This is a genomic window from Pseudomonas sp. 3MAES_34.3B, from assembly GCF_058145875.1.
In genome coordinates this window covers 4,849,715-4,871,655 of sequence record NZ_CM176960.1, presented here as the reverse complement: position 1 = coordinate 4,871,655, position 21,941 = coordinate 4,849,715, and the positions used below count along the sequence as shown (strand labels likewise).

Annotated in this window: 14 protein-coding genes and 1 pseudogene; 9 read left to right on the top strand and 6 right to left on the bottom strand. The window is 55.0% G+C overall.

Features of this window, described 5'->3' with window-relative positions; genetic code table 11:
• Positions 1–32 precede the first annotated feature (32 nt).
• Together AC3Z8Y_RS21785 and bfr are read left to right on the top strand one after the other, a co-directional pair.
• Positions 33–1,481 carry a catalase gene (locus AC3Z8Y_RS21785; RefSeq protein ID WP_490087549.1) on the top strand — a complete coding sequence of 483 codons (1,449 nt, stop codon included), beginning with the start codon at positions 33–35 and terminating at the stop codon, positions 1,479–1,481.
• Positions 1,482–1,637: 156 nt separating this feature from the next.
• Positions 1,638–2,108, top strand: coding sequence for a bacterioferritin (bfr, locus tag AC3Z8Y_RS21780; protein WP_490087548.1), 471 nt, complete (start codon positions 1,638–1,640; stop codon positions 2,106–2,108).
• Between the two features lie 79 nt (positions 2,109–2,187).
• Here bfr and uvrA read toward each other — a convergent pair whose 3' ends face one another.
• The gene (gene uvrA, locus AC3Z8Y_RS21775) at positions 2,188–5,025 is read right to left on the bottom strand and encodes an excinuclease ABC subunit UvrA (RefSeq protein WP_490087547.1); all 2,838 of its coding nucleotides are present in this window, start codon (positions 5,023–5,025) and stop codon (positions 2,188–2,190) included.
• 198 nt (positions 5,026–5,223) lie between these two features.
• Between uvrA and AC3Z8Y_RS21770 the strand changes: the two genes are divergently transcribed.
• The 4 genes from AC3Z8Y_RS21770 (at position 5,224) to AC3Z8Y_RS21755 (ending at position 10,727) form a co-directional block, all read left to right on the top strand.
• On the top strand, positions 5,224–6,618 hold the full coding sequence (locus AC3Z8Y_RS21770; RefSeq protein ID WP_490087546.1) for an MFS transporter: 1,395 nt from the start codon (positions 5,224–5,226) through the stop codon (positions 6,616–6,618).
• Between the two features lie 9 nt (positions 6,619–6,627).
• Positions 6,628–7,140: a single-stranded DNA-binding protein gene (locus AC3Z8Y_RS21765; protein WP_225776119.1), complete on the top strand. Its 513-nt coding sequence runs from the start codon at positions 6,628–6,630 to the stop codon at positions 7,138–7,140.
• 687 nt (positions 7,141–7,827) lie between these two features.
• Positions 7,828–8,958 (top strand): hypothetical protein, encoded by a 1,131-nt coding sequence (locus tag AC3Z8Y_RS21760; protein WP_490087545.1) that lies wholly within the window; start codon positions 7,828–7,830, stop codon positions 8,956–8,958.
• Positions 8,958–10,727, top strand: coding sequence for an ATP-binding protein (locus AC3Z8Y_RS21755; RefSeq protein WP_490087544.1), 1,770 nt, complete (start codon positions 8,958–8,960; stop codon positions 10,725–10,727). Before AC3Z8Y_RS21760 ends, AC3Z8Y_RS21755 begins: the two co-directional genes overlap by 1 nt.
• 150 nt (positions 10,728–10,877) lie before the next feature.
• Here the strand turns inward: AC3Z8Y_RS21755 and AC3Z8Y_RS21750 are convergent, their stop codons facing one another.
• The 5 genes from AC3Z8Y_RS21750 to AC3Z8Y_RS21730 form a co-directional block, all read right to left on the bottom strand.
• Positions 10,878–11,504, bottom strand: coding sequence for a hypothetical protein (locus tag AC3Z8Y_RS21750; protein ID WP_490087543.1), 627 nt, complete (start codon positions 11,502–11,504; stop codon positions 10,878–10,880).
• A gap of 64 nt (positions 11,505–11,568) precedes the next feature.
• Complete coding sequence (locus AC3Z8Y_RS21745; protein ID WP_490087542.1) at positions 11,569–12,021, bottom strand: hypothetical protein; 453 nt, start codon at positions 12,019–12,021, stop codon at positions 11,569–11,571.
• Positions 12,006–14,009, bottom strand: a complete 2,004-nt coding sequence (locus AC3Z8Y_RS21740; protein WP_490087541.1) for a hypothetical protein — start codon at positions 14,007–14,009, stop codon at positions 12,006–12,008. The genes AC3Z8Y_RS21745 and AC3Z8Y_RS21740 overlap by 16 nt, the downstream gene beginning before the upstream one ends.
• A gap of 1 nt (position 14,010) precedes the next feature.
• Positions 14,011–15,552 carry a tyrosine-type recombinase/integrase gene (locus tag AC3Z8Y_RS21735; RefSeq protein ID WP_490087540.1) on the bottom strand — a complete coding sequence of 514 codons (1,542 nt, stop codon included), beginning with the start codon at positions 15,550–15,552 and terminating at the stop codon, positions 14,011–14,013.
• The gene (locus AC3Z8Y_RS21730; protein WP_490087539.1) at positions 15,549–16,757 is read right to left on the bottom strand and encodes a hypothetical protein; all 1,209 of its coding nucleotides are present in this window, start codon (positions 16,755–16,757) and stop codon (positions 15,549–15,551) included. The genes AC3Z8Y_RS21735 and AC3Z8Y_RS21730 overlap by 4 nt, the downstream gene beginning before the upstream one ends.
• 572 nt (positions 16,758–17,329) lie before the next feature.
• Here AC3Z8Y_RS21730 and AC3Z8Y_RS21725 point away from each other — a divergent pair.
• From AC3Z8Y_RS21725 to AC3Z8Y_RS21715, 3 genes and pseudogenes are all read left to right on the top strand, one after another.
• A pseudogene (locus AC3Z8Y_RS21725) lies at positions 17,330–17,894 on the top strand (recombinase family protein).
• A gap of 207 nt (positions 17,895–18,101) precedes the next feature.
• Positions 18,102–19,070 (top strand): hypothetical protein, encoded by a 969-nt coding sequence (locus tag AC3Z8Y_RS21720; protein WP_490087538.1) that lies wholly within the window; start codon positions 18,102–18,104, stop codon positions 19,068–19,070.
• Positions 19,071–19,178: 108 nt separating this feature from the next.
• Positions 19,179–21,527 carry a restriction endonuclease gene (locus AC3Z8Y_RS21715; RefSeq protein ID WP_490087537.1) on the top strand — a complete coding sequence of 783 codons (2,349 nt, stop codon included), beginning with the start codon at positions 19,179–19,181 and terminating at the stop codon, positions 21,525–21,527.
• The last annotated feature ends 414 nt before the right edge of the window (positions 21,528–21,941 follow it).

Sequence of the window (21,941 nt, the reverse complement as noted above, 5' to 3'; positions counted from 1 at the left end):
ACCGGAACGCACGTTAGATGGAGAAGTACGAAATGAGCGATACAAAAACCCTCACCACCGCCAGTGGTGCGCCTGTTGCCGATAACCAGAATTCCCGATCCGCTGGCCCCCGTGGCCCGCTGCTGCTCGACGACTTTCACCTGGTCGAGAAGCTCGCTCATTTCAACCGCGAGAACATTCCTGAGCGCCGTGTACATGCCAAGGGCTCGGGAGCGTACGGTACCTTTACCGTAACCCGGGACATCACCCGTTACTCTTCCGCTAAATTGTTCAGCGACATCGGTAAGCAAACGCCTATCTTCCTGCGCTTCTCTACCGTGGGTGGCGAGCGTGGTTCGGCGGATACCGAACGTGACCCGCGCGGGTTCGCGGTGAAGTTCTATACCGAAGAAGGCAACTGGGACATCGTGGGTAACAACACCCCCGTGTTCTTCATCCGCGATCCGCTCAAGTTTCCCGACTTTATCCACACTCAGAAGCGCCTGCCGCAAAGCAACCTGAAGAGCGCGCAAATGATGTGGGATTTCTGGTCTCACTCTCCTGAAGCACTGCACCAGGTCACGATCCTGTTCAGCGACCGGGGCATCCCGGACGGCTACAGGCACATGCACGGCTTTGGTAGCCACACCTACAGCCTGATCAATGCCCGTGGTGAGCGGGTGTGGGTGAAGTGGCACTACAAGACGCAGCAGGGCATCAAGAACCTGGCTCCGGCTGACGCTGCACGTATCGCCGGCACTGACCCGGATTACGCACAGCGCGACCTGTTCAACGCGATCGACCGTGGGGACTTTCCTCGCTGGACCGTGTCCATCCAGGTAATGACGGAAGAGCAGGCCAGCCAGCGCGTCGAAAACCCCTTCGACGTCACCAAGGTGTGGTCCCAGAAGGAGTTCCCGCTGATCGAAGTAGGTACCTTGGAGCTCAACCGCAACCCGCTCAACTATTTTGCTGAAGTCGAGCAGGCTGCCTTTGGCCCAAGCAACATGATCCCGGGCGTAGGGCTTTCGCCTGACCGGATGCTGCAAGGCCGGGTGTTCGCCTATGCCGACGCACACCGCTACCGCGTAGGCACCAACTTCCAGCAACTGCCGGTCAACGCTCCGCTGAGCCCGGTGAACAACTACCAGCGCGATGGGGCCATGCGGTTCGGAAGCAACGGCGGCCCGCTGCCTAACTACGAGCCTAACAGCTACAGCTCTGCGCCCAAGCAGGTACCGGCCTATGCCGAGCCAGCATTGCCATTGAGTGGTAGCGCGGACCGCTACGACCACCGCACCGACGGTGACTACTACAGCCAGGCACGCGCCTTGTTCCAGCTGATGAGTGAGGATCAGAAAGCGCTGCTGATCAGCAACATCGCCGGGGCCATGCGTGGGGTCACCGAAGATGTGGTACAGCGTCAGCTGCAACACTTCTATCAGGTTGATCCGGCCTACGGCGAAGGTATCGCAAGCGCCTTGGGCGTATCGCTGAAGTAAGTCGAAACGCGAACAGGAACCGCCCTCATTTGGGCGGTTTTCGCATCTGTATGCTACTTAATTGCAGAAAATCGCGATTTTTAGTCGCCTGCGGATCGACCCGGGCCCGGCATTGGTTCAAACTATACTTCTTTCAAACGTGACGAGATGTGGGCCATGCAAGGTCATCCAGATGTAATCGACTACCTCAATACGCTGCTGACCGGCGAACTCGCTGCCCGCGATCAGTACTTCATTCACTCGCGCATGTACGAAGACTGGGGCTTTGCCAAGCTCTACGAGCGTATCAGTCACGAGATGGAGGAAGAGGCTGGCCATGCGGACGCTTTGATGCGCCGCATCCTCATGCTCGAAGGCACGCCACGCATGCGCCCGGACGATCTCGACGTGGGCACTACCGTGCCGGAGATGCTCGAAAGCGACCTGCGCCTGGAGTACAAGGTGAGGGCCGCGCTGTGCAAAGGTATTGCCTTGTGTGAGCAACACCGCGACTACGTCAGCCGCGACATCCTCAAGGTTCAGCTCTCGGATACCGAGGAAGACCATACCTACTGGCTCGAAAAGCAGCTTGGCCTGATCAAGAGCATCGGATTGCAGAACTACCTGCAATCACAGATGGGTAACTGATCACCACCAATACCGTTTCGTACCCCGTTCGCAGGCTTCGCCTGCTCCTACGCGCGGTGCGCAGGAGCGGGCGATCCCGTTATGCCTTGTCCCGCTCCAGCAGCGGCTTGAGGTACTTGCCGGTATAGGACTGCGACATCTTCGTGACCTGTTCCGGCGTGCCACAGGCAATGATCTGCCCGCCACGCGAACCGCCCTCTGGCCCCAGGTCCACCAGCCAATCCGCTGTCTTGATCACATCGAGGTTGTGCTCGATCACCACAACCGTGTTGCCGTGGTCGCGCAGGCGGTGAAGCACGTCCAGTAGCTGTTGAATGTCCGCGAAGTGCAGGCCCGTGGTCGGTTCGTCGAGGATGTAGAGGGTTTTGCCCGTGTCGCGCTTGGACAGTTCCCGCGACAGCTTGACCCGCTGGGCCTCACCACCAGACAGCGTCGTCGCCGATTGCCCTAGCTTGATGTACGACAACCCCACATCCATCAGCGTTTGCAGCTTGCGTGCGAGCGCTGGTACGGCATCGAAGAATGTACGCGCTTCCTCGATAGTCATCTCGAGCACCTCGTCGATGCTCTTGCCCTTGTAGCGGATCTCGAGAGTTTCGCGGTTATAGCGCTTGCTCTTGCACACATCGCAAGGCACGTAGATGTCCGGGAGGAAGTGCATTTCCACCTTGATCAGGCCGTCGCCCTGGCACGCTTCGCAGCGGCCGCCTTTCACGTTGAACGAGAACCGCCCAGGGCCATAGCCCCGCGCACGCGCTTCGGGCACGCCGGCAAACAGCTCGCGGATGGGCGTGAACAGACCGGTATAGGTCGCAGGGTTGGAGCGTGGCGTGCGGCCGATCGGGCTTTGGTCGATGTCCACCACCTTGTCCAGGTGCTGCAGCCCATCAATGCTGTCGTGCGGGGCCGCTTCCAGCGTAGTGGCGCCATTGAGTGCAGTGGCGCTGAGCGGGAACAGGGTGTTGTTGATCAGCGTGGACTTACCCGAGCCAGACACACCGGTTATACAGGTGAGAAGCCCAATAGGGATTTCCAGGTCCACATTGCGCAGGTTATTGCCGCGCGCGCCCTTGATCGTCAGGGAGAGCTTCTTGTCACGAGGGGTGCGTTTTTCCGGATAGATGATCTTTTTGCGGCCCGACAGGTAAGCGCCTGTCAGGGAGTCCGGATGCGCCATCACTTCCTCGGGCGTGCCTTCGGCGACGATAGAGCCTCCATGTACGCCCGCGCCCGGGCCGATATCCACTACGTAGTCGGCAAGGCGAATGGCGTCTTCGTCATGCTCCACCACGATCACCGTGTTGCCGATATCCCGCAGGTGATTGAGCGTGGCAAGCAGGCGGTCGTTGTCGCGCTGGTGCAGACCAATGGACGGTTCGTCCAGAATGTACATCACCCCCACCAGGCCGGCGCCGATCTGGCTGGCTAGCCGAATGCGCTGGGCCTCGCCGCCGGACAGGGTATCGGCGCTGCGGTCCAGCGTCAGGTAGTCCAGGCCCACGTTCACCAGGAACTGCAGGCGTTCGCGGATCTCTTTCAGAATCTTGTCTGCGATTTCGCCTTTACGGCCGGTCAGCTGCAAGCCGCCGAAATAGTCCCAGGCTTCGCCGATGGGCAAACCGGTCACCGCCGGCAGCGTTTTCTCGCCCACCCACACATGGCGTGATTCCCTGCGCAGCCGGGTGCCGCGGCACTCCGGGCAAGGCTGGGTGCTAAGGTACTTGGCCAAGTCCTCGCGTACGCTGGCGGATTCCGTTTCCCGGTAGCGCCGCTCCAGGTTCGGCACAATGCCTTCGAACGGGTGCGAGCGTTTGACGATATCCCCGCGGTCGTTGAGGTAGCGGAAGTCCACATTATCGCGCCCGCTGCCGTACAACAGCAGCTTCTGCTTCTCGGCTGGCAACTCCCCGAAGGGCTTCTCCAGGCTGAACTTGTAGTGAGCCGCCAGCGAGCCAAGCATCTGGAAGTAATAGACGTTACGCCTGTCCCAGCCACGAATGGCACCCTCGCCGAGCGTAAGCTCGCCGTTCACCAGGCGTTTGGGGTCGAAGAATTGCTTCACGCCCAGGCCGTCGCACGTAGGGCAGGCGCCGGCAGGGTTGTTGAAGGAGAACAGCTTGGGCTCGAGTTCGCTGATGGCGTGGCCGCACACCGGGCAGGCGAAGCGGGCGGAGAAAATAATCTCCTCGCCCTTGTCGTCTTCGTCCATCGGCGCAACCAGCGCGATACCGTCCGCCAGCTTCAGCGCGGTTTCGAACGACTCAGCCAGGCGCTGTTGCAGGTCGTTACGCACCTTGAAGCGATCCACCACCACATCGATGGTGTGCTTCTTCTGCTTGTCCAGCTTGGGTGCTTCATCGAGCTCATGCAGCTTGCCGTTGATACGCGCGCGCACAAAGCCCTGAGCGCGCAGCTCTTCCAGTACGCTGAGGTGCTCGCCCTTGCGCTCGCGGATCACCGGCGCCAGCAGCATCAACCGCCGGCCCTCCGGCTCGGCCAGCACCAGGTCGACCATCTGCGACACGGTTTGCGCCTCAAGCGGGATGTCATGGTCCGGGCAGCGCGGCGTGCCCACACGGGCATACAGCAAACGCAGGTAGTCGTAGATCTCGGTGATGGTACCCACAGTCGAGCGCGGGTTGTGGGATGTGGACTTTTGCTCGATGGAAATGGCCGGGGAAAGCCCTTCGATGGTGTCCACGTCCGGCTTTTCCATCATCGAGAGGAATTGGCGGGCGTAGGCGGACAGCGATTCCACATATCGGCGCTGACCCTCGGCGTACAACGTATCGAACGCCAGTGACGACTTGCCGGAGCCAGAGAGGCCAGTGATGACGATCAGTTTGTCGCGGGGAAGCGTAAGGTCAATGTTTTTCAGGTTGTGGGTACGTGCCCCACGAATCAGGATCTTGTCCAAGGCGGCCTCGCTCGGCGGGCATAAACACGGAAGTATACGGGGCAGGGCAGGGAAGCAGTACTTCCCTGCGGCTTATAAGCCCAGGGGCTGGTCGGGGGCGCTAGCCATGAAGATCCGTTCATGTGGCATAGCGTCACTCAATGTGCCGTTACACGATCGGACTGGTAGAATCTCGGCCGGTTCACACGAGGTAATTCCATGCAAGATCTCCACAGCGAACGCATGAGTGGCGGCGAAACCCGCGCTGCCGCCGGCCTGGCGCTGGTGTTCGCCTTTCGCATGCTGGGCATGTTCATGGTGCTGCCGGTACTGGCCACCTACGGGATGGACCTGCCCGGTGCCACGCTGCCGCTGATTGGCCTGGCCATCGGCGCCTATGGCCTTACCCAGGCGGTATTGCAGATCCCCTTCGGGATGGTATCCGACCGTATCGGCCGGCTGCCGGTCATCTACGTGGGGCTGGTGATCTTCGCCATCGGCAGCGTGGTCGCTTCCCAGGCAGACACCATCTGGGGCGTGATCTTCGGGCGGGTGCTGCAAGGCGCTGGCGCGATCTCGGCCGCCGTGATGGCCCTGCTATCGGACCTCACCCGTGAGCAGCACCGCACCAAGGCCATGGCCATGATCGGCATGAGCATTGGCCTGTCGTTCGCCGTCGCCATGGTGGTAGGCCCCCTGCTTACCCGCGCGTTCGGCCTCAAGGGCCTGTTCATCGCTACCGCCATATTGGCGCTGGTGGGCATGTTGATCATCGCGTTCGTGGTGCCGCGCTCCACCCGGGTGCTGCAGCACCGGGAATCCGGCGTGGCCCGCCAGGCGCTGGGCCCTACCTTGCGCCACCCGGACCTGCTGCGCCTGGACGCCGGGATCTTCATCCTGCACGCCATCTTGATGTCCAGTTTTGTCGCGTTGCCGCTGGCTTACGTAGAGCGCGCCGGGCTGCCGAAGGAACAACACTGGTGGGTGTACCTTACCGCGTTGTTCATCTCATTCTTTGCAATGGTTCCGTTCATTATCTACGGCGAAAAAAAGCGCAAGATGAAGCGTGTCCTCGTGGGGGCGATCGTGGTGCTGGCGCTGACTGAGCTGTACTTCTGGGCGTTCGCGCAAGGCCTGACCGCGCTGGTGATCGGTACCGTGGTGTTCTTCACCGCGTTCAACCTGCTGGAGGCCTCCCTGCCGTCGTTGGTGAGCAAGGTGTCGCCAGCCGGTGGAAAGGGCACTGCCATGGGTGTTTACTCCACCAGCCAGTTCCTCGGCGCGGCGCTGGGCGGGATACTCGGCGGCTGGATGTTCCAGCATGGCGGGCTGGGCGGGGTGTTCCTCGGCTGCGCCGTATTGCTCATGCTGTGGGTGGCCATTGCTGGTACTATGCGCGAACCACCCTATGTCACCAGCCTGCGCCTGCCGCTATCGCCCGAGTCGGTGAAGGATGCCGGGTTGAGCGAGCGGTTGATGGCCGCCCCCGGGGTGACAGACGCCGTGGTGGTGGCCGATGAGGCTGCCATCTACATCAAATTTGATACGAAAATTTTGGATCGCACCGCCCTGGACGCGCTGGTAAACCCGCGCCAGAGCACGTGCGGCGCCTAGGAGAACGTTATGGCCCGCGGGGTTAACAAAGTTATATTGGTCGGCACTTGCGGCCAGGATCCTGAAGTACGCTACCTGCCCAATGGCAACGCGGTGACCAACGTGAGCTTGGCCACCAGCGAGCAGTGGACCGACAAGCAGAGCGGCCAGAAGGTCGAGCGTACCGAATGGCACCGCGTGTCCCTGTTCGGCAAGGTTGCCGAAATCGCCGGTAACTACCTGCGTAAAGGCTCGCAGGTATACATCGAAGGCAAGCTGCAAACCCGCGAGTGGGAAAAAGACGGCATCAAGCGTTACACCACCGAAATCATCGTGGACATGCAAGGCACCATGCAGCTGCTGGGTGGCCGCCCGCAGGGTGACCAACAAGGCGGCGGCGACTACAACCAGGCCCCGGCGCCTCGCCAACAGGCCCCGCGCCCGCAGTCCCAGCCTCAGCAGTCCCGCCCGGCGCCGCAGCAGCAGCCGGCACCACAGCCGTCGAATGACTTCGACAGCTTTGATGATGATATTCCGTTCTAATCGGGACCTGGGGCCATTTGTAAAGTAAACCCAATGGGATAACCCCAGTGTTTACAAAGCGTTGGCCCCTGAAAAGACCCAGAAAAGCCCCGCGTTTTTGTAAAGAAGCGCGGGGCTTTTGCTTTACACTCATTTGAAGGGTGCTCTTCGCTTCTAGGTAGGTTGCCTCTGCCAACGCCCAAAAGGCGCTGGCCTGCTTGGCGATCAAAAATTGAAGTGCAAGCCCTCTCAAGGTCAGTGCCTGCGACTGGCATGATCTTTCAAACAACACATACCTTCAGTGGGCACGGACCAGAAGCACAGCCTGCCCATGCTTTCATGACTGGCACCATCTTGTGTTCGCCCCAGGGTCGCTTTAGGTCATTTCAACGGTGTTGTTGACGGGTGCGGTTGAACAGTACGAATACCGCGTTCCTGGAGATGGGGGATGCCCTGAAATGCCCCTCCAATAATAAAGCAACTACAAGTCATCATGCCTGATAGGCCAGACGCGCCTCGCAGTGGCCAGAAGGTCTTGGTTGTTGGTCACGGTGGCATGCCCACTGTCGGCTGTGCGATTACAAAGCCGTCAGACCTTAGGTAGACACCATGGCGGCAAAACAGTAGCTTGCTGCGCAGGCGTATCGAAAACCTTTCGTGGAAGGCGCCGTACAGGACAAGGCGATAGGCCGAGAGACAGGAGGTTGAATGTTTGAGCCCATAGAAGCACTGGATATCTACAACAAGAACGTCAATATCCTGATCGGCTCGGGTGCGTCGGCGGATTTGTTTCCTACCTTGGGGTTGCAGATTCGAGATGCGCAAGGCAACTGGGAGACGATTGAAACCCTGTCGACCAAGTACGCACTTCGCCCCGAGAAAAACGCGGCGCTGTTCATGCACTACTACAACACGTGCATCCACCCGGTACAGACTTTTACTCCGGCCGCAATTACCACGCCTGAGGGGCTGGAGAATCTTCAACACTACGAAGTGCTTTTGCGTACGTTATTGGGGTTCCTAGACCGAAGAAAGGATGCCAATCGCAAAATTAACATCTTCACCACCAATTATGATGGCTGCCTGACGCACGCGGCTGATCGCTTGCTGGTGAAAGGGGCTCACGAATTTGTTGTGAACGATGGGACTTCAGGGTTTTACAAGAAGCATTTGCACGCTAGGAATTTCAACACTTTTCAATGCCATACCGGAGTGTTCGAGCGCGCTGCCTACGGCGTCCCGCAGCTGAATATCATTCACCTGCATGGCTCGGTCTACTGGGCGAAGAGCGGTGACAAGATTGAGGTGAACTACACGAATTATTTAAAAAAATTGCTCACCCCGCACGTCGAAAATAAGATTTCGGAGTTTTCAAAGTACTTAGTTACCAAAGGGGGTGTCACTGACGAGGTCCCGTTGGTGAAGCTTACTCATAATCAGATGGAAAAATTCTGGTACGAATATAACAAGCTGCCCATCGTTAACCCTACCAAATGGAAGTTTCACGAGACGGTTTTTGAAGAGCACTACTATCAAATGCTCAGGCTCCTCAGCTACGAGCTGGAGCGACCTAACTCGATCCTGATCACTTTCGGGTTCTCCTTTGCGGACGAGCACATCCTCAAGCTTGTTCAGCGCTCGCTGTCAAACCCCAAGCTCCAGACGTTTGTCTGTGCCTATAGCCAAGGGGGCGCGCGGAAAATGCGCAACGAATTTGGCGCCTGGAGAAACGTCAAGGTCATAGGCCCGCCCGAAGGGGCGAACCTGAATTTTGCCCATTTCAACAAGCATGTCCTTTCGCTCAGCCCGCAGCCCTACGAGCCTGGGGAGGCCCTCTGATGGCTATCTCGGTCGGTGAGGTCATAGCGGTCAGCGGCGTCAGGATTACCCTCAGGATATTCGAGGACTCCAACCAGGAGACCCTGTTTCACGATGGGGTGAAGTACCGAGGGGTCTCCATCCGGGAGCACTTGCTGATCCAGCGTGGATTTATCGATATCGTCTGTCTGGTCGAAGGCGAATACCTGGATGAGCGAAAGCTGGACGAAACCGCCGAAAACACCGTGTACGTCAGGAAGGTGGATGTCAGGCCTATCGGTTACGTCGCCAATCATCAGTTCTATGAGGGCGTGAAGTACATGCCGATGATCCGGGACCGTGCCTCCCTGCTCAGTGAGGAAATGGTCGGAAAGATCTACGGTGTGAATGATGGGACCAGCTTTACCATCGGTGCGATGCTCAAGGAAAACGTCCCTATCAGCCTCCCCTGGACGCGCCTGTTTAACAGCCATCTGGGCATTTTTGGGAACACGGGCAGTGGGAAGTCGAACACCCTAGCCAAGCTCTATACTACGTTGTTTCGGGAAAAGCTTGAGGGGTTAAAGGGCAAGAGTCAGTTTGTCATCATTGATTTCAATGGCGAGTACACGGGTAGCCAGATCCTGGCGACCGCAGATAAAAAGGTGACCATTCTAGATTCCAAGAAGGGAGCGCAGAGATTCACGTTGGAAAGCGCTCACTTCTGGGACGCGGAAACCCTCAGCCTGCTGTTCCAGGCCACCACCAACACGCAGGCACCGTTTCTGCGGCGGGTCCTATCGGGGCGGGAGAAGTTTAAAGACATTCCGCTCGCGCATTTCTTGGTCAAAACCTTTGAGCGGGCATTTGCTGCCGCAGAGCCTAAACCGGAAGCGCTGGAGCTGACGCGCGAGGTCGCCCGAATTGTTGACTCGGAAGCGCTTCAACACCATTTGGCCGGGGTCAAATACCATGTACAGTATAAGTATTTTAGAGCGTTGGAAGGCCATTACTACGATTCTGATGGGCAGGCCTTTGCTGCCTTTTTGCAGCCGTTCCTAGCCGAGCATGTGAAGTTGGAGGCGCTGGATCAATTCGATGAGCTGCTTTTGCGGTGTTATCTACAGCTCTGCAACGATGTCGTGATGGGCTACGCGCAATACGAGCATATCCAGCCCGTGTTGGCCAGGGCGAGATCTTCTCTATCGGGATTGCGTAATGTGCTGCACATCGTCGATGACGCACCGCCACCTGCTCTGTTGCATGTCATTTCGCTTAAAAAATGCAAGAACGATGTGAAGAAAATTCTACCGATGCTTATTGCCAAGAATTTTTATGTGAACCACAAGGAAGCGGAAGGGCTGAACAGCCCTCCGACGAAAACCCTGCACCTGATCATTGATGAGGCACATAACATTCTCTCCGAACAATCGACGCGAGAGCATGAGATCTGGAAGGATTATCGGTTGGAGCTGTTCGAGGAAATCATCAAGGAAGGACGAAAATATGGTGTGTACCTGACGCTCTCCAGCCAACGGCCTGCGGACATTTCACCCACCATCGTCTCTCAAATCCACAATTTCTTTATTCATCGCCTAGTCAACGAGCGCGATCTGATGCTGCTGGATAACACGATCAGCACACTGGATACTTCGTCCAAATCGCTGATACCCACGCTGGCGAAAGGGTGCTGCGTCCTTACGGGCACAGCCTTCGACTTGCCGATGATCCTGAAGGTCGAGCCATTGCTGGAGGGTCACAGGCCTGCGAGTGACGACGTAAATCTTGAGGCGCTGTGGGCAAGCCCATAGACCCGACTACGATGAGCCATGAGTTGACAGGGCCCTGGACGCTGCTTTGAATGCTGTAATAGACAGGCCCGTGAGGTCCCCTCTTCTTCAGTTTCGCTCGGTGTGAACAGCCGTCTGGGGCCGTCTAGATATGCTCCTGCCCGCAAGGTATTAACAATCCACGTCGTCGTCGAACAGATCGTAGTTTTCATTTTCCTGCGTATGCTCCCTGGACGGTTTTTCGTCTCCACTGGACGGTGGTTTGCACACGCGGTCAGGGTCGAGCGTTTGTTCGGAATGGCTGTTCACAAAAGGGTAGATACCCAAGTTGAATTTATCTCTAAGGGTGTCGATGTAAAAGGTCGCGGCTTCGTCATCATCAAAGATGATACAGCAGGCGGTGCGCCCGATTTCTCCAAACATGACGTCCCACTCATCACCATCAACGCAAGAAGCCACTACCTTCCAGCTCTCGTAGAAATGCTCCGGTAAGTGCCGTGGGGCAAACTCATGAAGTATAATTGCGAGCCTGCCCTTGCTCTTTCCTATTGCGGCCACCGGCGATAACAAGCCCATCACGTAGGCCCGGTTCAACGCCAGAATGATGCGGTCGTCATGATCGAGGTCCCAAATGACGGCAAACCGCTGAATCATGGCCTGTTTCAATGGCTCCAGCCGTTCGCCTTTCCACTGCACTGTACTGAAGATGCTGACGCAAGGCTCGCGATCTTCAACCCAGTCGGTGTAAGGATGATGCGTTTCATAAATCAAGGTGAGTAATTCTGAATATGCGTGCATTTATACACCCTTGAAGATTGCGCCATACATTGATGGTTGTAGGTTGCTGTGATGTTAAAGAACCTTAACCTCGGGTCGGTGGTATGTCCTTCATAAATGGTTTGAGAATGCGGGTGGCCTCTTTTAGCGACGGCAAAACCAGCCCGGTAGGAATGATCTGTTCTGCCTCGGTGACAGACATGTTTTTTTCGGCGATGTAATGGGCCACACGCTGCCACCTCAAATGGTAAAGTTCTATGGTTTTTTCCGCTTTCGCCAGTTTACGCTTCAACGCTTCATTTTCATTTTGCAACGCTGCATTGTCACTGATCTGCTTATTTATTCCTCCGGCGAGCCGTTCACGTGCTCGGTCATAAGCAACCTTTATTTCCGCTTTGGACTGAAGTGATTGGCGTGTGAAACCGTGTTTCTCGACAATGGCAGCCCAAGTCAGTTTCGCTCCGTATTTCCCATTGGCCCATTGGCCGAGGTCATACACGATATAACTGATGTCACCGGGTTCTATTCGTCTGTGCATTCGCGTTCCAATTGTTCTGCCATGCGAAAGGCGTCCTGTTTGATAGTTTCGATTTCTTGAGGGCTGAGGCCATACTCAGTCAAGCGGCCAGTTAGAAAATCCACTGTCCGAGACTGCGCATCCACCCATGCCGCACTGGCGCGTGGGCGGTCTGAGTTCATCACCTTCAAGGCGGTGTGAAGGTTTATCCACACCGTTTGCAGTCTGCGTATGCATTCGTCTCTTTGCGAAATGCTTTCCGGGTCCCAAATTAGCTTCGGGCAACCGCCATGGCATTGTGCAGCCTTCGGGCAGGGAGTTCGGGATATGGGATGTACGCACCACCCAGGTCCTACATCGAGCACACCGTGTATTAACCCTTGGGCGATGGCTTCTTGATGCTCCACAGGGGCGTTAGTGACTCGCTCCTGCACCTCGCCTCTAAGGCGACCGCTCATCAGATCCTTCCTGAGTTGTTTGGCCTTGGATTCCGGCGTCTGATGCTGGTAGTAGCCGTTCTCACCGATGAGGCCCCTAGCAAACCATTCGGCCTGCACAACCTCGCTGAGCCCGCCCTGATGAAGCAACGTGTTGATCGTGTGACGAAAATGATGAGATGTGAAGTCAACGGTGATCTGCTTGTCCGCATACACCGAGGCAAGTTCGGACAGATACCTTAGGAAGGTGGTGAACATGGCATGGGTGATCTCCGTGCTCCACCACGGTGCCTGCGCACCACTTGACGTGGCAAGGGGCTTGATCAGCATCAAGTCCTTTAGGTAATAAACGGTCCCATGCTGATCAACCATTTTTTTATCGAAAGAGCCCGGGTGGGGTGACTGATTGCAAAACCAAATCAAGTCTTTTTTATAGACATAATTCAGCGGTCGTCCGTTCGCAAGCGTTTTTCTATCTCTATGTACCATACCCTTCTGGTCGAGAAATTTCTTGCTCTGTAATATGGAGGCTGGTATGTCGAGTGCTTCCAAGTCCTTTGCATAAAGGTGGTCGAATTGGTAATTTTCGACATTTCGTGTGTCGGCGCAGTGGTTGATATGCATGTGCTCGGCGACTACCCTTGCTGTATTGGTTAGATCGATAAGCTCTTCCATGATGTCTTGTATCGTCGCTAAAATTTTACTTGGCAGCCAGATTTTTTTTCGAGGGGTATGGTTTCGACCTTTGGACTGTTTTTTTGGAAAGTAGTATAGTGAAGCTCGCCCGGATTCTCTGATGTGCACCCTTTGAAGAGGCAGTAACGCAAGTTCGTTGAAACGTCGACCTAGTAAGGCCATCAAGGCCAGCATAATAATGTAAATGCGATTTCTGTGGTCCTTCGGGACCTGACGATAAAGCGCCCCTATAAGTGCGATGGTTTCAGGGTCGACGATCTTTTCGGAAAAGTAGTCGTCGCTTTGTTCGTCTAACCGTTCATAGCCGACTCCTGAGACGGTGGGTGGGCGGCGCAGTGCAGAATAATAATAGTGGTTCAGCACAGTTGGAAATATGCCTCGGGCTGCACCTTGGTTCAAGAACTCCATGACAAATTTGTGCCGACCATAGGCGGAGGTTTCTGAGTAATGCGCTGTAATATTCATGCACGCCGCGTTGGCACAAGCGGCTGTAACGTTCAATACGTTAAGCCCTTTGGATGCTGCTTCAACCGCTACCGCGCAGGCTGAATGCACGTAAGCACGTTGATTGCTCATCGCCTGCTTACCCATCAGGTAGCGATTGACCATGAAGGACTGAATGAGTATTTTCCATTCAAGTGGAACAGCAATTGTATCGTCGATCACATGATTGAAATTGATTTTGGCATCACCGATTCGTTTGGACGAACTCTGAGTAAGAGAGCCGTTGGTCACCATCCATTCATCTGCTCCCCATGTTACCCACGACATACCTTCAGTTAGCGAGGCATTAACTCCGGTGAAGAAGGCGTCGTAATTTTCTTTGCGGGATGCGGAGAGTTGCTTTCTGAGCAGCAGCTTTCGCTTTCTCTTCATATCAGGCGGCCTTGCACTTGTAGATGACTTCTTGGATAGCGATGATTATTTCGTCGTATTGAGCCGGATTTCCTCCGTACCGTTTTTTATCGTCGGCTTTGAGTGTGCGGAAATGATTGAGGATCGCCTGGTGTTGGGCATATTTGTAGGGCCTAAATTTCGGACAGAGGTAACAGCTGAACGGAGGATGCAGGTGACAAAGCTTTCGACTTCCACAGCAACCGAGATCCACTGAGTGGCCTAAATCATTCAGATCTATTTTGTTGGCGTGTTCGGACCCGTACCAATCTGATTCAGTGGCTATGATTTCGCCGTGGAAATAGTCAGTCAGGCTTGCATAGCCCCCATCCATGGCCTTGTCCAATTCGTCGACCATGCTTTCTCCAAGTTCGAAGTAGACTTGGACGTGTTGGGTGTCGGTATGGTCCAGCGCGCGTGCCAATGCTCGCTTGCTGAGCCCTTGGCGCACGAGTGCTGTGGCAAAGGTATAACGAAGTCGTCTGGGCGTGATGTTAAGCAGTTCATGTGTGACCTTGGACATCAATCTCTTTCGGCGAACGAAGGCACGGAATGAGTGCAAAATGCCAAGCGCGGTCATGCTGTATGCCTCGGTTCCAAGCCCACTGTTTACCGCTGACGGATTCGGTTCGACGCTCGTGAACAACCGAGGCTCTAAAAGGTAGGTGGTGCCCTTGTGAGTCCAAGTGAGCCCTCGTCGCGTTGGCTGATTGGTCAAGGCCAAAATATGCTTCGCAACGTGGTCCGGACACGGCTCGGTCCGCATGTCATCACGAGGATGCCGCAGCCCCTTCTTCATCCGGGGAAGACGGACAATGTAAGTTCTTTCTGGCGCTTCAGGCGTCAGATCAATCAGGTCATCCCTGTTCATGTAAACCAGGCAGCGTGGATTCAGGCCAAAATGAATCGATATAGCCAGTGCGGCACGCTGTTGGTAATGCTCCATGAGCATCCCGGTATCGGCTTCAAGCGATTGCAGTAACGGTCTAACTTCGAGTACGGGATGCAGCGGGCCTTCAGTTGGGGATTCGGAACGGACGGCCTCTCCCTTAGGCCCCCCAGGAATGGTGAGATTTTCAAGGTGGTATCCCCATTCGGTATCGAAACTGTCCGGAAAGAAAGCCGAACCCCAGACATAAAAGTCGCGAGCCCTGACCGCTCGATACAACTTCTGGTTATCTCTCAGATGGCAGATGCGTTTAGAAAAAATCGTCTTCAGATCCGCGCGCAGTTCGTCACCGATGACTTGCCAACGTGCTATCCGCAGCAAAGGCAGGATTTCCGCTGCATCCGACAAGACCGTCCGGCCCGAGACAGACTCAAGGCGGTCCGCAAAGTAGGCCATGGCAATGCGTCGTGCCGCGACGTTGGCGACGATGGTGAAGTCGATGGTCGCGCTATGGGTGCCCGCGTCAGGGATATACCACTTGAGCCCACTGGTACGAATTTCGAACCCTTGCATTCCAATGACGGATTCGGGCACTGGGGCCAGGCCGTCGTCTAGCGCGAAGTCGGGCTGAATCATGGCAGGCAGTCCGAGTAGGCATCCTGGACTTTGCTCATCGCCTTGCGATATTCCTGATCGAACGCAGCATCCAGGTATGCATCCTGTGAGGAGCGGCTGCTATCGCCTCTGATGGCCGCGAGGTGTTTGCGCCGACGCTCTTCGCCAATGCCTAATTCACGTAGTGCGTTTTCCAGGTTGGTCGTGAAGGTATGGCGCAGGGCTTTCGCGTTCAGTTGTGCCCTGAACAAGTGAGGGTGCTTGGCGCGGATATCTGAGTAGATTTTGCGCAGTGACCAGTACGACAACGGTTGTCCGTGCGCAGCGATAATCAGGTACGGATGGTCTAAATCTGCCGTCTCCATGACGGTTTCACGCATCATGAGGTAATCATCCAGATCCTTGAGCAGCCCGGCACTACTGATCTCTACCGGACGCCCATTCGTCTTGAGTGCAGGGCGAGGATTCCGAACGTCGTCTGGGTCGGGTGAGCGCCGAACAAAATTAACTTGTGAGATATGACCGAATAAAATGTCGTCGACATGCAATGAGAGTACCTCACCAGCCCGTGCTGGGGTAACCGTTTGCAAGCCCACGACGACCTTATTCCTCAATCTGACGAATTCCGAACTTGCCGATGTGGGGCCTGCACTCACAATTTCGGCCAGTGACTGCATCTCGATCTCACACAGTGCTTTGCTCTGCCGTTTATTAGATCGCACGGTTACTCTTTTCGAAGCAAGGTATGCCATGACAGTCTCCTTGTATTCAGTAATAGCTTTGTATCGAGCACTAACTGGGTCGCTGGCATTAAGAGCATCATCAAACCAATGCCTGAAAAATTTTGAAGTGGTGTCAAGCCGGTTGTTGAACACGGCATCGCTTACAGCGACTATCCGTTCATCGCGCTTGCTGATGTAAAGCAAGTTTCCGACTTTGTCCTGTGGTGGTTTCTTCTTTTTTCGCAGGTGGGGTATGAGTGAGCTTTTGAGGATTCTGAGCGGAACTTGAGGTGCGCAGCGGGTCATGGCGTAGAGATCTATACCCAGACCTTTCGCCCAATGAAATATGCAGGTAAGTTCTTGTGCGTTTCTCTGCTTGGTCAAGTCTGCAAGCCCGTGAAGGGTCAACAAAAACTCACTTGCCATACTGACGGGAAGGCCATGCTCGTCCAGCACCAGAGGAATTTTTTGACCGCATGGGTGCATTACCATTGCCACGTTCATTGATGTGATCAGTCGTGAACTCGATGACTGATCTTATGCACGGTTTTGGAATGTCATCAACGGGGTAATGACAAAAATCGAATAGTTGCTTTACACCTATGTGTAGTGGTTCTGCATGGAATTAACCGCAGTGACTGGCTGAAACGGGGAACATTAAGGTAGGCAGCTTTACAAAGTTTTTCCCCGATGGCATGCCTAACTCCAGCTGTGACCATCTAGGATTAGTAGTGATTGTAAAGCGCCCACCCTCCGTCACCTATTAGGTTGTTTGAAATTATATACTCAAATGGATGCTTTCCGGCCGAGCTGTGGTCAAATTGGCTCGGGCTTGGATAGCGTTGTTTCCCATTTTTCGCAGCTCCCTACAATGCGAGATACACCCCTAAAAAAAGTAGTCTGCTGTTCGTGCATGCTCGATAGGGGTAGCCGTGCCATGTCTGATAAGTCTTTGTCGTAAATTTTCTATGATATGCAACATGTGAATATTTCGGGGAATCTAAGGGGCTCTGCTGTCGCATAAGTCTGTTGCAAGTTGTGCTATGCTTAAGACATAACCTGCAACAAGGAATGTTATGACTGAACCTCACCTGATTTGCCATGCGCGCGTATCAACTCACGGTCGAGAGTCTCGACCAGCAAATAGACCGTCTTTCCTCCCTTGGCTGCCAGCGCATTTTCGAAGAGAAGATGAGTGGAGCGAATCGAGAGCGCCCGCAACTCCATTGCCTCCTTGATCATCTCCGGGCTGGCGATGTCGTCGTAATTACTCGATTAGATCGCCTGGCGAGGTCGACCGGTGACTTGCTGCAAATCGCTGAGAGGATCAAGGCGCTTGATGCAGGTTTACGTTCATTGGCTGAGCCGTGGGCCGATACAACCACGTCAGCGGGACGCATGGTCCTGACTGTGTTTGCGGGCGTCGCTGATTTCGAGAGCGCTCATCAATGAACGGACCAGTGCCGGGCGTATAGCAGCCAAAGCAAAGGGAATCCGATTCGGACCAAAGCCGTCGGTCACCGCAGGCCAGATTGCACATGCGAGAGAGTTGTTGAATCAAGGACAGAGCGTCAGCCACGTCGCTGGTCTTTTCAGGTTCATCGTTCGACGGTGTATAGGGCGTTGGGTCCGCAGCCGTAGGCCATGTTCCTTTGGAGTATTTCGGCGTAGCCGCTTTTGGTGGCGGTGTTACCGAACGACCGGCCTTCTTGCGATCCCGGTTGCATTTGCAGGGCATGGCCCGTTCTAGAGATCTGAGCAGACGCTGTGGTATCCGGTGACCTGTGCAATGATGGCGTTTTGATTTAGGATCCTTGAAACAGCAAATGCTGAGATCAGGGAGATAGCATGCCAAGGAAAACACTGATTTTTGGGAACGGCCTAGGAATGGCGCTGGACCCCCGACACTTCTCGTTGGATCGTGCCCTCGGTGATGTGTGGGATAACCCTCGTCACCTTCCAGGCGAGCAGAGGGATTTGGTCGCTCGTTGTGTGGGGGATGAAGGCCAAGCTCCTCATGGCGAACATCAGCTAGACACGCTTCACGTCGTGGTCGCGGCATGCAACATGCTCAACAAAATTGGCGACGAAGAAGTCCATTGGCTATCAGATGAGGGGCAGGAATTCCCTGCTGCTGTGGCCAAATATATCCATAGAGTCGCTTCAGATTTACATCTGTATGACGAGCCTTTACCTCAGGCATTTCTAACTCCGCTGTTTGATTTCGTTCGTGAAACCAGATCCAACATTGCCACATTGAACTATGACCGGTTGTTGTACGGGGCGTTTATCGACAATGGTTTCATGAACGGTTATCGGGGTGATCTTGTTGATGGAATGACAGATGGTGGTTTTGGCGCCGACACTTTGGTGCGTCGTTATGGCAATAGCTTTGGCTACTACCTGCACCTGCATGGCTCGCCGCTTTTTTATGACGACAGGTGGGGCGCAGCCCGCAAGATGACTCGGGCAATGCTCACCATGAATTCAAATGAAATCTCTAATCATATCGTCCTGACGCATGTGGCCCACAAGCGGTCCGTGATTGACGCATCAGATGTGCTTTCCACTTACTGGGAGTATCTTCAACTCTGCTGCCACGAAGCCGAAGAGATTATCGTGTTTGGATATTCCGGAGGTGACACCCACCTGAATGAGGTGCTGGCTGCCTATGCCAGAACCGCTGCAATTAGGGTGGTGGAGTGGGACGGTGCTGGTACTCAAGCTGCACGTGAGCGCTTCTGGCAGGCGGTCCTGCGTACCGAGCACTTCGATCTCGTTCGAGAACCAAATGTTCTGGATTTCGCTGATTGGTAGTAGGCCGCTTGCTTACCGCCGCGCCCAGCAAGCTCGGCAGGGTCGTAAGAGCACTTGTGGACTTGAAGGTACACCCGGGCCGGTTGCAACAGTTTGCATGGTATGCGCATGGAAAATGATGAAGATCTTAAGAAAGAGCTGCCAGTCGCTTTTGGTAGCCCTACACCTAATCAGCCCATTTCAAGAGAATCGCTTCTCAAGGCGGTTGCTCCTTTCCTTCATGCGTCCATCGGTAAGCTTTACTTCGGGCCATCCGGAGTCTCCGATGATGGCGTACCTTGGATCGTGCTGGTCACACGTGACATAAAAAGACCGGGTCTTTACCGCCAGGCTGGTCGCATAGGCTTGCTGGGCTGGAGATGGAATACGTCCCCATCTTGCATTTTCAGCCTTACGGCCATGGGCTTGAAGGAACCTACTCCTCATGTTCGCTGGATGGCTCCCTCCGAAGACGTCGTAGTTCGCGCTTTCAGAACAAGTGGGCGATTCAGAGTGTGTATGGCACACCCAACCGGCACCTACAGCGGTTGGTTTGATGCAGTTTTTTCAGTGGGAGAGCCCAAAGGTCCTCGCATTCCGTCTACGCAAGCGCTTCGGCGCCAATGGACATTCCCTATCCCTGGAATACCCTATTCGAGATTAGGCGCTCGATTCGACCCTATGGAGAGGAAAGAACGTGACTGGGACAACGAGGTGCCATTGTGGGCTGACTCGATCAGTGATGCATGGGCGACGCTTCAAGGCAACGGCCCTTGGACCAGTGACCTAGAGGAAGCTGATAGGAAAACTGCTGATTGGGCAGAAAGTTTTCATCATAAACGTTCTCGCGCAGCAGGGTTTGTCCTCGCGATCCGACAGCGTGCGGAAGCTGGTGAGCAGCCCTGTGTTTTTAATACCCAGGGCGCATGGAGCTATGGCGGTGTTGTCGATAACGCTATTAGTGTGTTGCTCCAACAGCATCCGTCACTAACGTCCTGGCTTCATGCAGTGTTGGGCTCTGGCTTCGATGCGAGGCTGGCGCACGAGGCTGCTGTCACTCTGCTGAATACCCCAGCAGATATTTTCGCATTCACCGCAAAGCTTATAGGGTATCTGCACAAGACTAATGATTTGCTCATAGCCGCAGCGTTGCAGCACAGTTTGGAAGCCGCGTTTTTAGACCCCAAGATCACAGATCTAGGAACAAAGAGACCGTGGCTAAAGAATCTAGGAAATTCTGAATTGGGCCTGCGGACCATCACGCTGGATGTGTCGTGTCCAAGAGAAGATCTAGAGAATCTCTGGCAAAGCGGATTGGAGTTTGTAGATCTGTTGGATGCTGGAGAATGGTATGGACCCACTGACATGCCTGCACCTCTGAGTGTCGTGAATCAAGCGCTAGAGTCGGTTCGCGTCGAGGGATCGGTTGAGGAAGCCTATCAGAGAGCCCTACAGCTTCTGCATGAAGCTCAGGAAGCGCGCCAGTGGTCGATTCCGTGGGGAGCTAGGGTAGAAATCCAATTCGGACCTTTCGTTGCCCTTCGAGTTTTCGAAAAGGACGGTGAATTCTCGTGTCATTTCCTCGATAGCAATGACCGATATTTTCACGTTGCGATTGGGTTGGGTCACGACGTTCCGCGTATCAGCGACATACAATTGATACGTCATTCCGGCGATGAGGCCGAATGGAATGACGATGCGGAGGTCAGCTTGCAGCTCATCGCAGCGGCTATTGTTCGCGACTTTTTGGTGGTTGAGGACCGCGAAAGCTTATTTCGCGCAAAAGCATATCGCACGCGGTCATCTGGAAAACAAAGGAAGGAACGGACAATCATTTACCTACCCAGAGTGCGTTATGGCCGTCTGAGAAGTGATATGCCACCGGTTGATAGCGAGCCGATACAAACCAGAGGAAAGCATAAAGTCAGCTCACACATCCGGCGTGCAGACAACGCATCGGCGACTCAACGGTTTTTGGCTCAACGTTATGGTTTGTCGCTGCCAGAAGGATTCACATTTGTTCGGCCACATGAGCGGGGTGTTGGCGGCCTGGCCGAGCGGTTAAAGGTCTACAGAAGTCGGTCTGCGTCGCGGATGATCTTTGATGAGATGAGTACCGCCCCCGTTGGTAGCAGACCAGTGTGGTTCGATTTCGAGAAGGCCTGTGCTCGATATCTACAGGAGCAAGGGAAGTCAGTAATTCATCAGTCTGCAAGCCGCGATGGTGATGGCGGAGTTGACCTCTTTGCAGCGGATCAGGACGGCCAGTCCTGGGTCGTACAGTGTAAATGTTGGTCTCTTCATCGGCCTGTCGGGCCGGGCGTGATCAGAGAATTAGTAGGGGCTATTTGGAAGGCAGATCGTGATGGGACTAGTCGAAGCCGAGGGATGATCATGACCAGTAGTAGATTGACACCAGGTGCAGCCCTAGAGGCTGCTAAAGCTAATTTTTTGGTCGTTGAGGGCTTTGGCGCCTGACTGCTGCGAGTGCAAGCCCGAGTCTATGACTCTGTTGTATTGGGGTACTCCGCAGGGCTCGTTCCGCGTATCGGCAAGAGATTGGACTGGCGACGCAGAATTGAGCCAGCGGTCTTGTTCAGATTTACAACCCTTCAAATTCGGTAGTCCCGGATCCCCTTGGGGGAAGGCTGAGCACTGAACCGCTGGCGGTCTCTCGCGAAGCGGCTTGAGCAAAACGACCCGCTGCGCGGAAGTCGGCCATGTTGACCTTTTACAGCAGAGCGGTAATTGGCCGTCGATAACGATAAACTACAGTGGTTATCTACGTTTGATCGCCCAGCACTTACAGCTTCAGGCGGTTGGCTCGACGGATGGACGGTTGCCGCCTAGAAGCCTCGTTCGCTAGATGAGGCTGGCCGAAACCCTAGCTTG

Coding starts and splice junctions, on each gene's coding strand:
- AC3Z8Y_RS21785 (WP_490087549.1), top strand. CDS start 33: ATGAGCGATACAAAAACCCTCACCACCGCCAGTGGTGCGCCTGTTGCC.
- bfr (WP_490087548.1), top strand. CDS start 1,638: ATGCAAGGTCATCCAGATGTAATCGACTACCTCAATACGCTGCTGACC.
- AC3Z8Y_RS21770 (WP_490087546.1), top strand. CDS start 5,224: ATGCAAGATCTCCACAGCGAACGCATGAGTGGCGGCGAAACCCGCGCT.
- AC3Z8Y_RS21765 (WP_225776119.1), top strand. CDS start 6,628: ATGGCCCGCGGGGTTAACAAAGTTATATTGGTCGGCACTTGCGGCCAG.
- AC3Z8Y_RS21760 (WP_490087545.1), top strand. CDS start 7,828: ATGTTTGAGCCCATAGAAGCACTGGATATCTACAACAAGAACGTCAAT.
- AC3Z8Y_RS21755 (WP_490087544.1), top strand. CDS start 8,958: ATGGCTATCTCGGTCGGTGAGGTCATAGCGGTCAGCGGCGTCAGGATT.
- AC3Z8Y_RS21750 (WP_490087543.1), bottom strand. CDS start 11,504: ATGCACGCATATTCAGAATTACTCACCTTGATTTATGAAACGCATCAT.
- AC3Z8Y_RS21745 (WP_490087542.1), bottom strand. CDS start 12,021: ATGCACAGACGAATAGAACCCGGTGACATCAGTTATATCGTGTATGAC.
- AC3Z8Y_RS21740 (WP_490087541.1), bottom strand. CDS start 14,009: ATGAAGAGAAAGCGAAAGCTGCTGCTCAGAAAGCAACTCTCCGCATCC.
- AC3Z8Y_RS21735 (WP_490087540.1), bottom strand. CDS start 15,552: ATGATTCAGCCCGACTTCGCGCTAGACGACGGCCTGGCCCCAGTGCCC.
- AC3Z8Y_RS21730 (WP_490087539.1), bottom strand. CDS start 16,757: ATGAACGTGGCAATGGTAATGCACCCATGCGGTCAAAAAATTCCTCTG.
- AC3Z8Y_RS21720 (WP_490087538.1), top strand. CDS start 18,102: ATGCCAAGGAAAACACTGATTTTTGGGAACGGCCTAGGAATGGCGCTG.
- AC3Z8Y_RS21715 (WP_490087537.1), top strand. CDS start 19,179: ATGGAAAATGATGAAGATCTTAAGAAAGAGCTGCCAGTCGCTTTTGGT.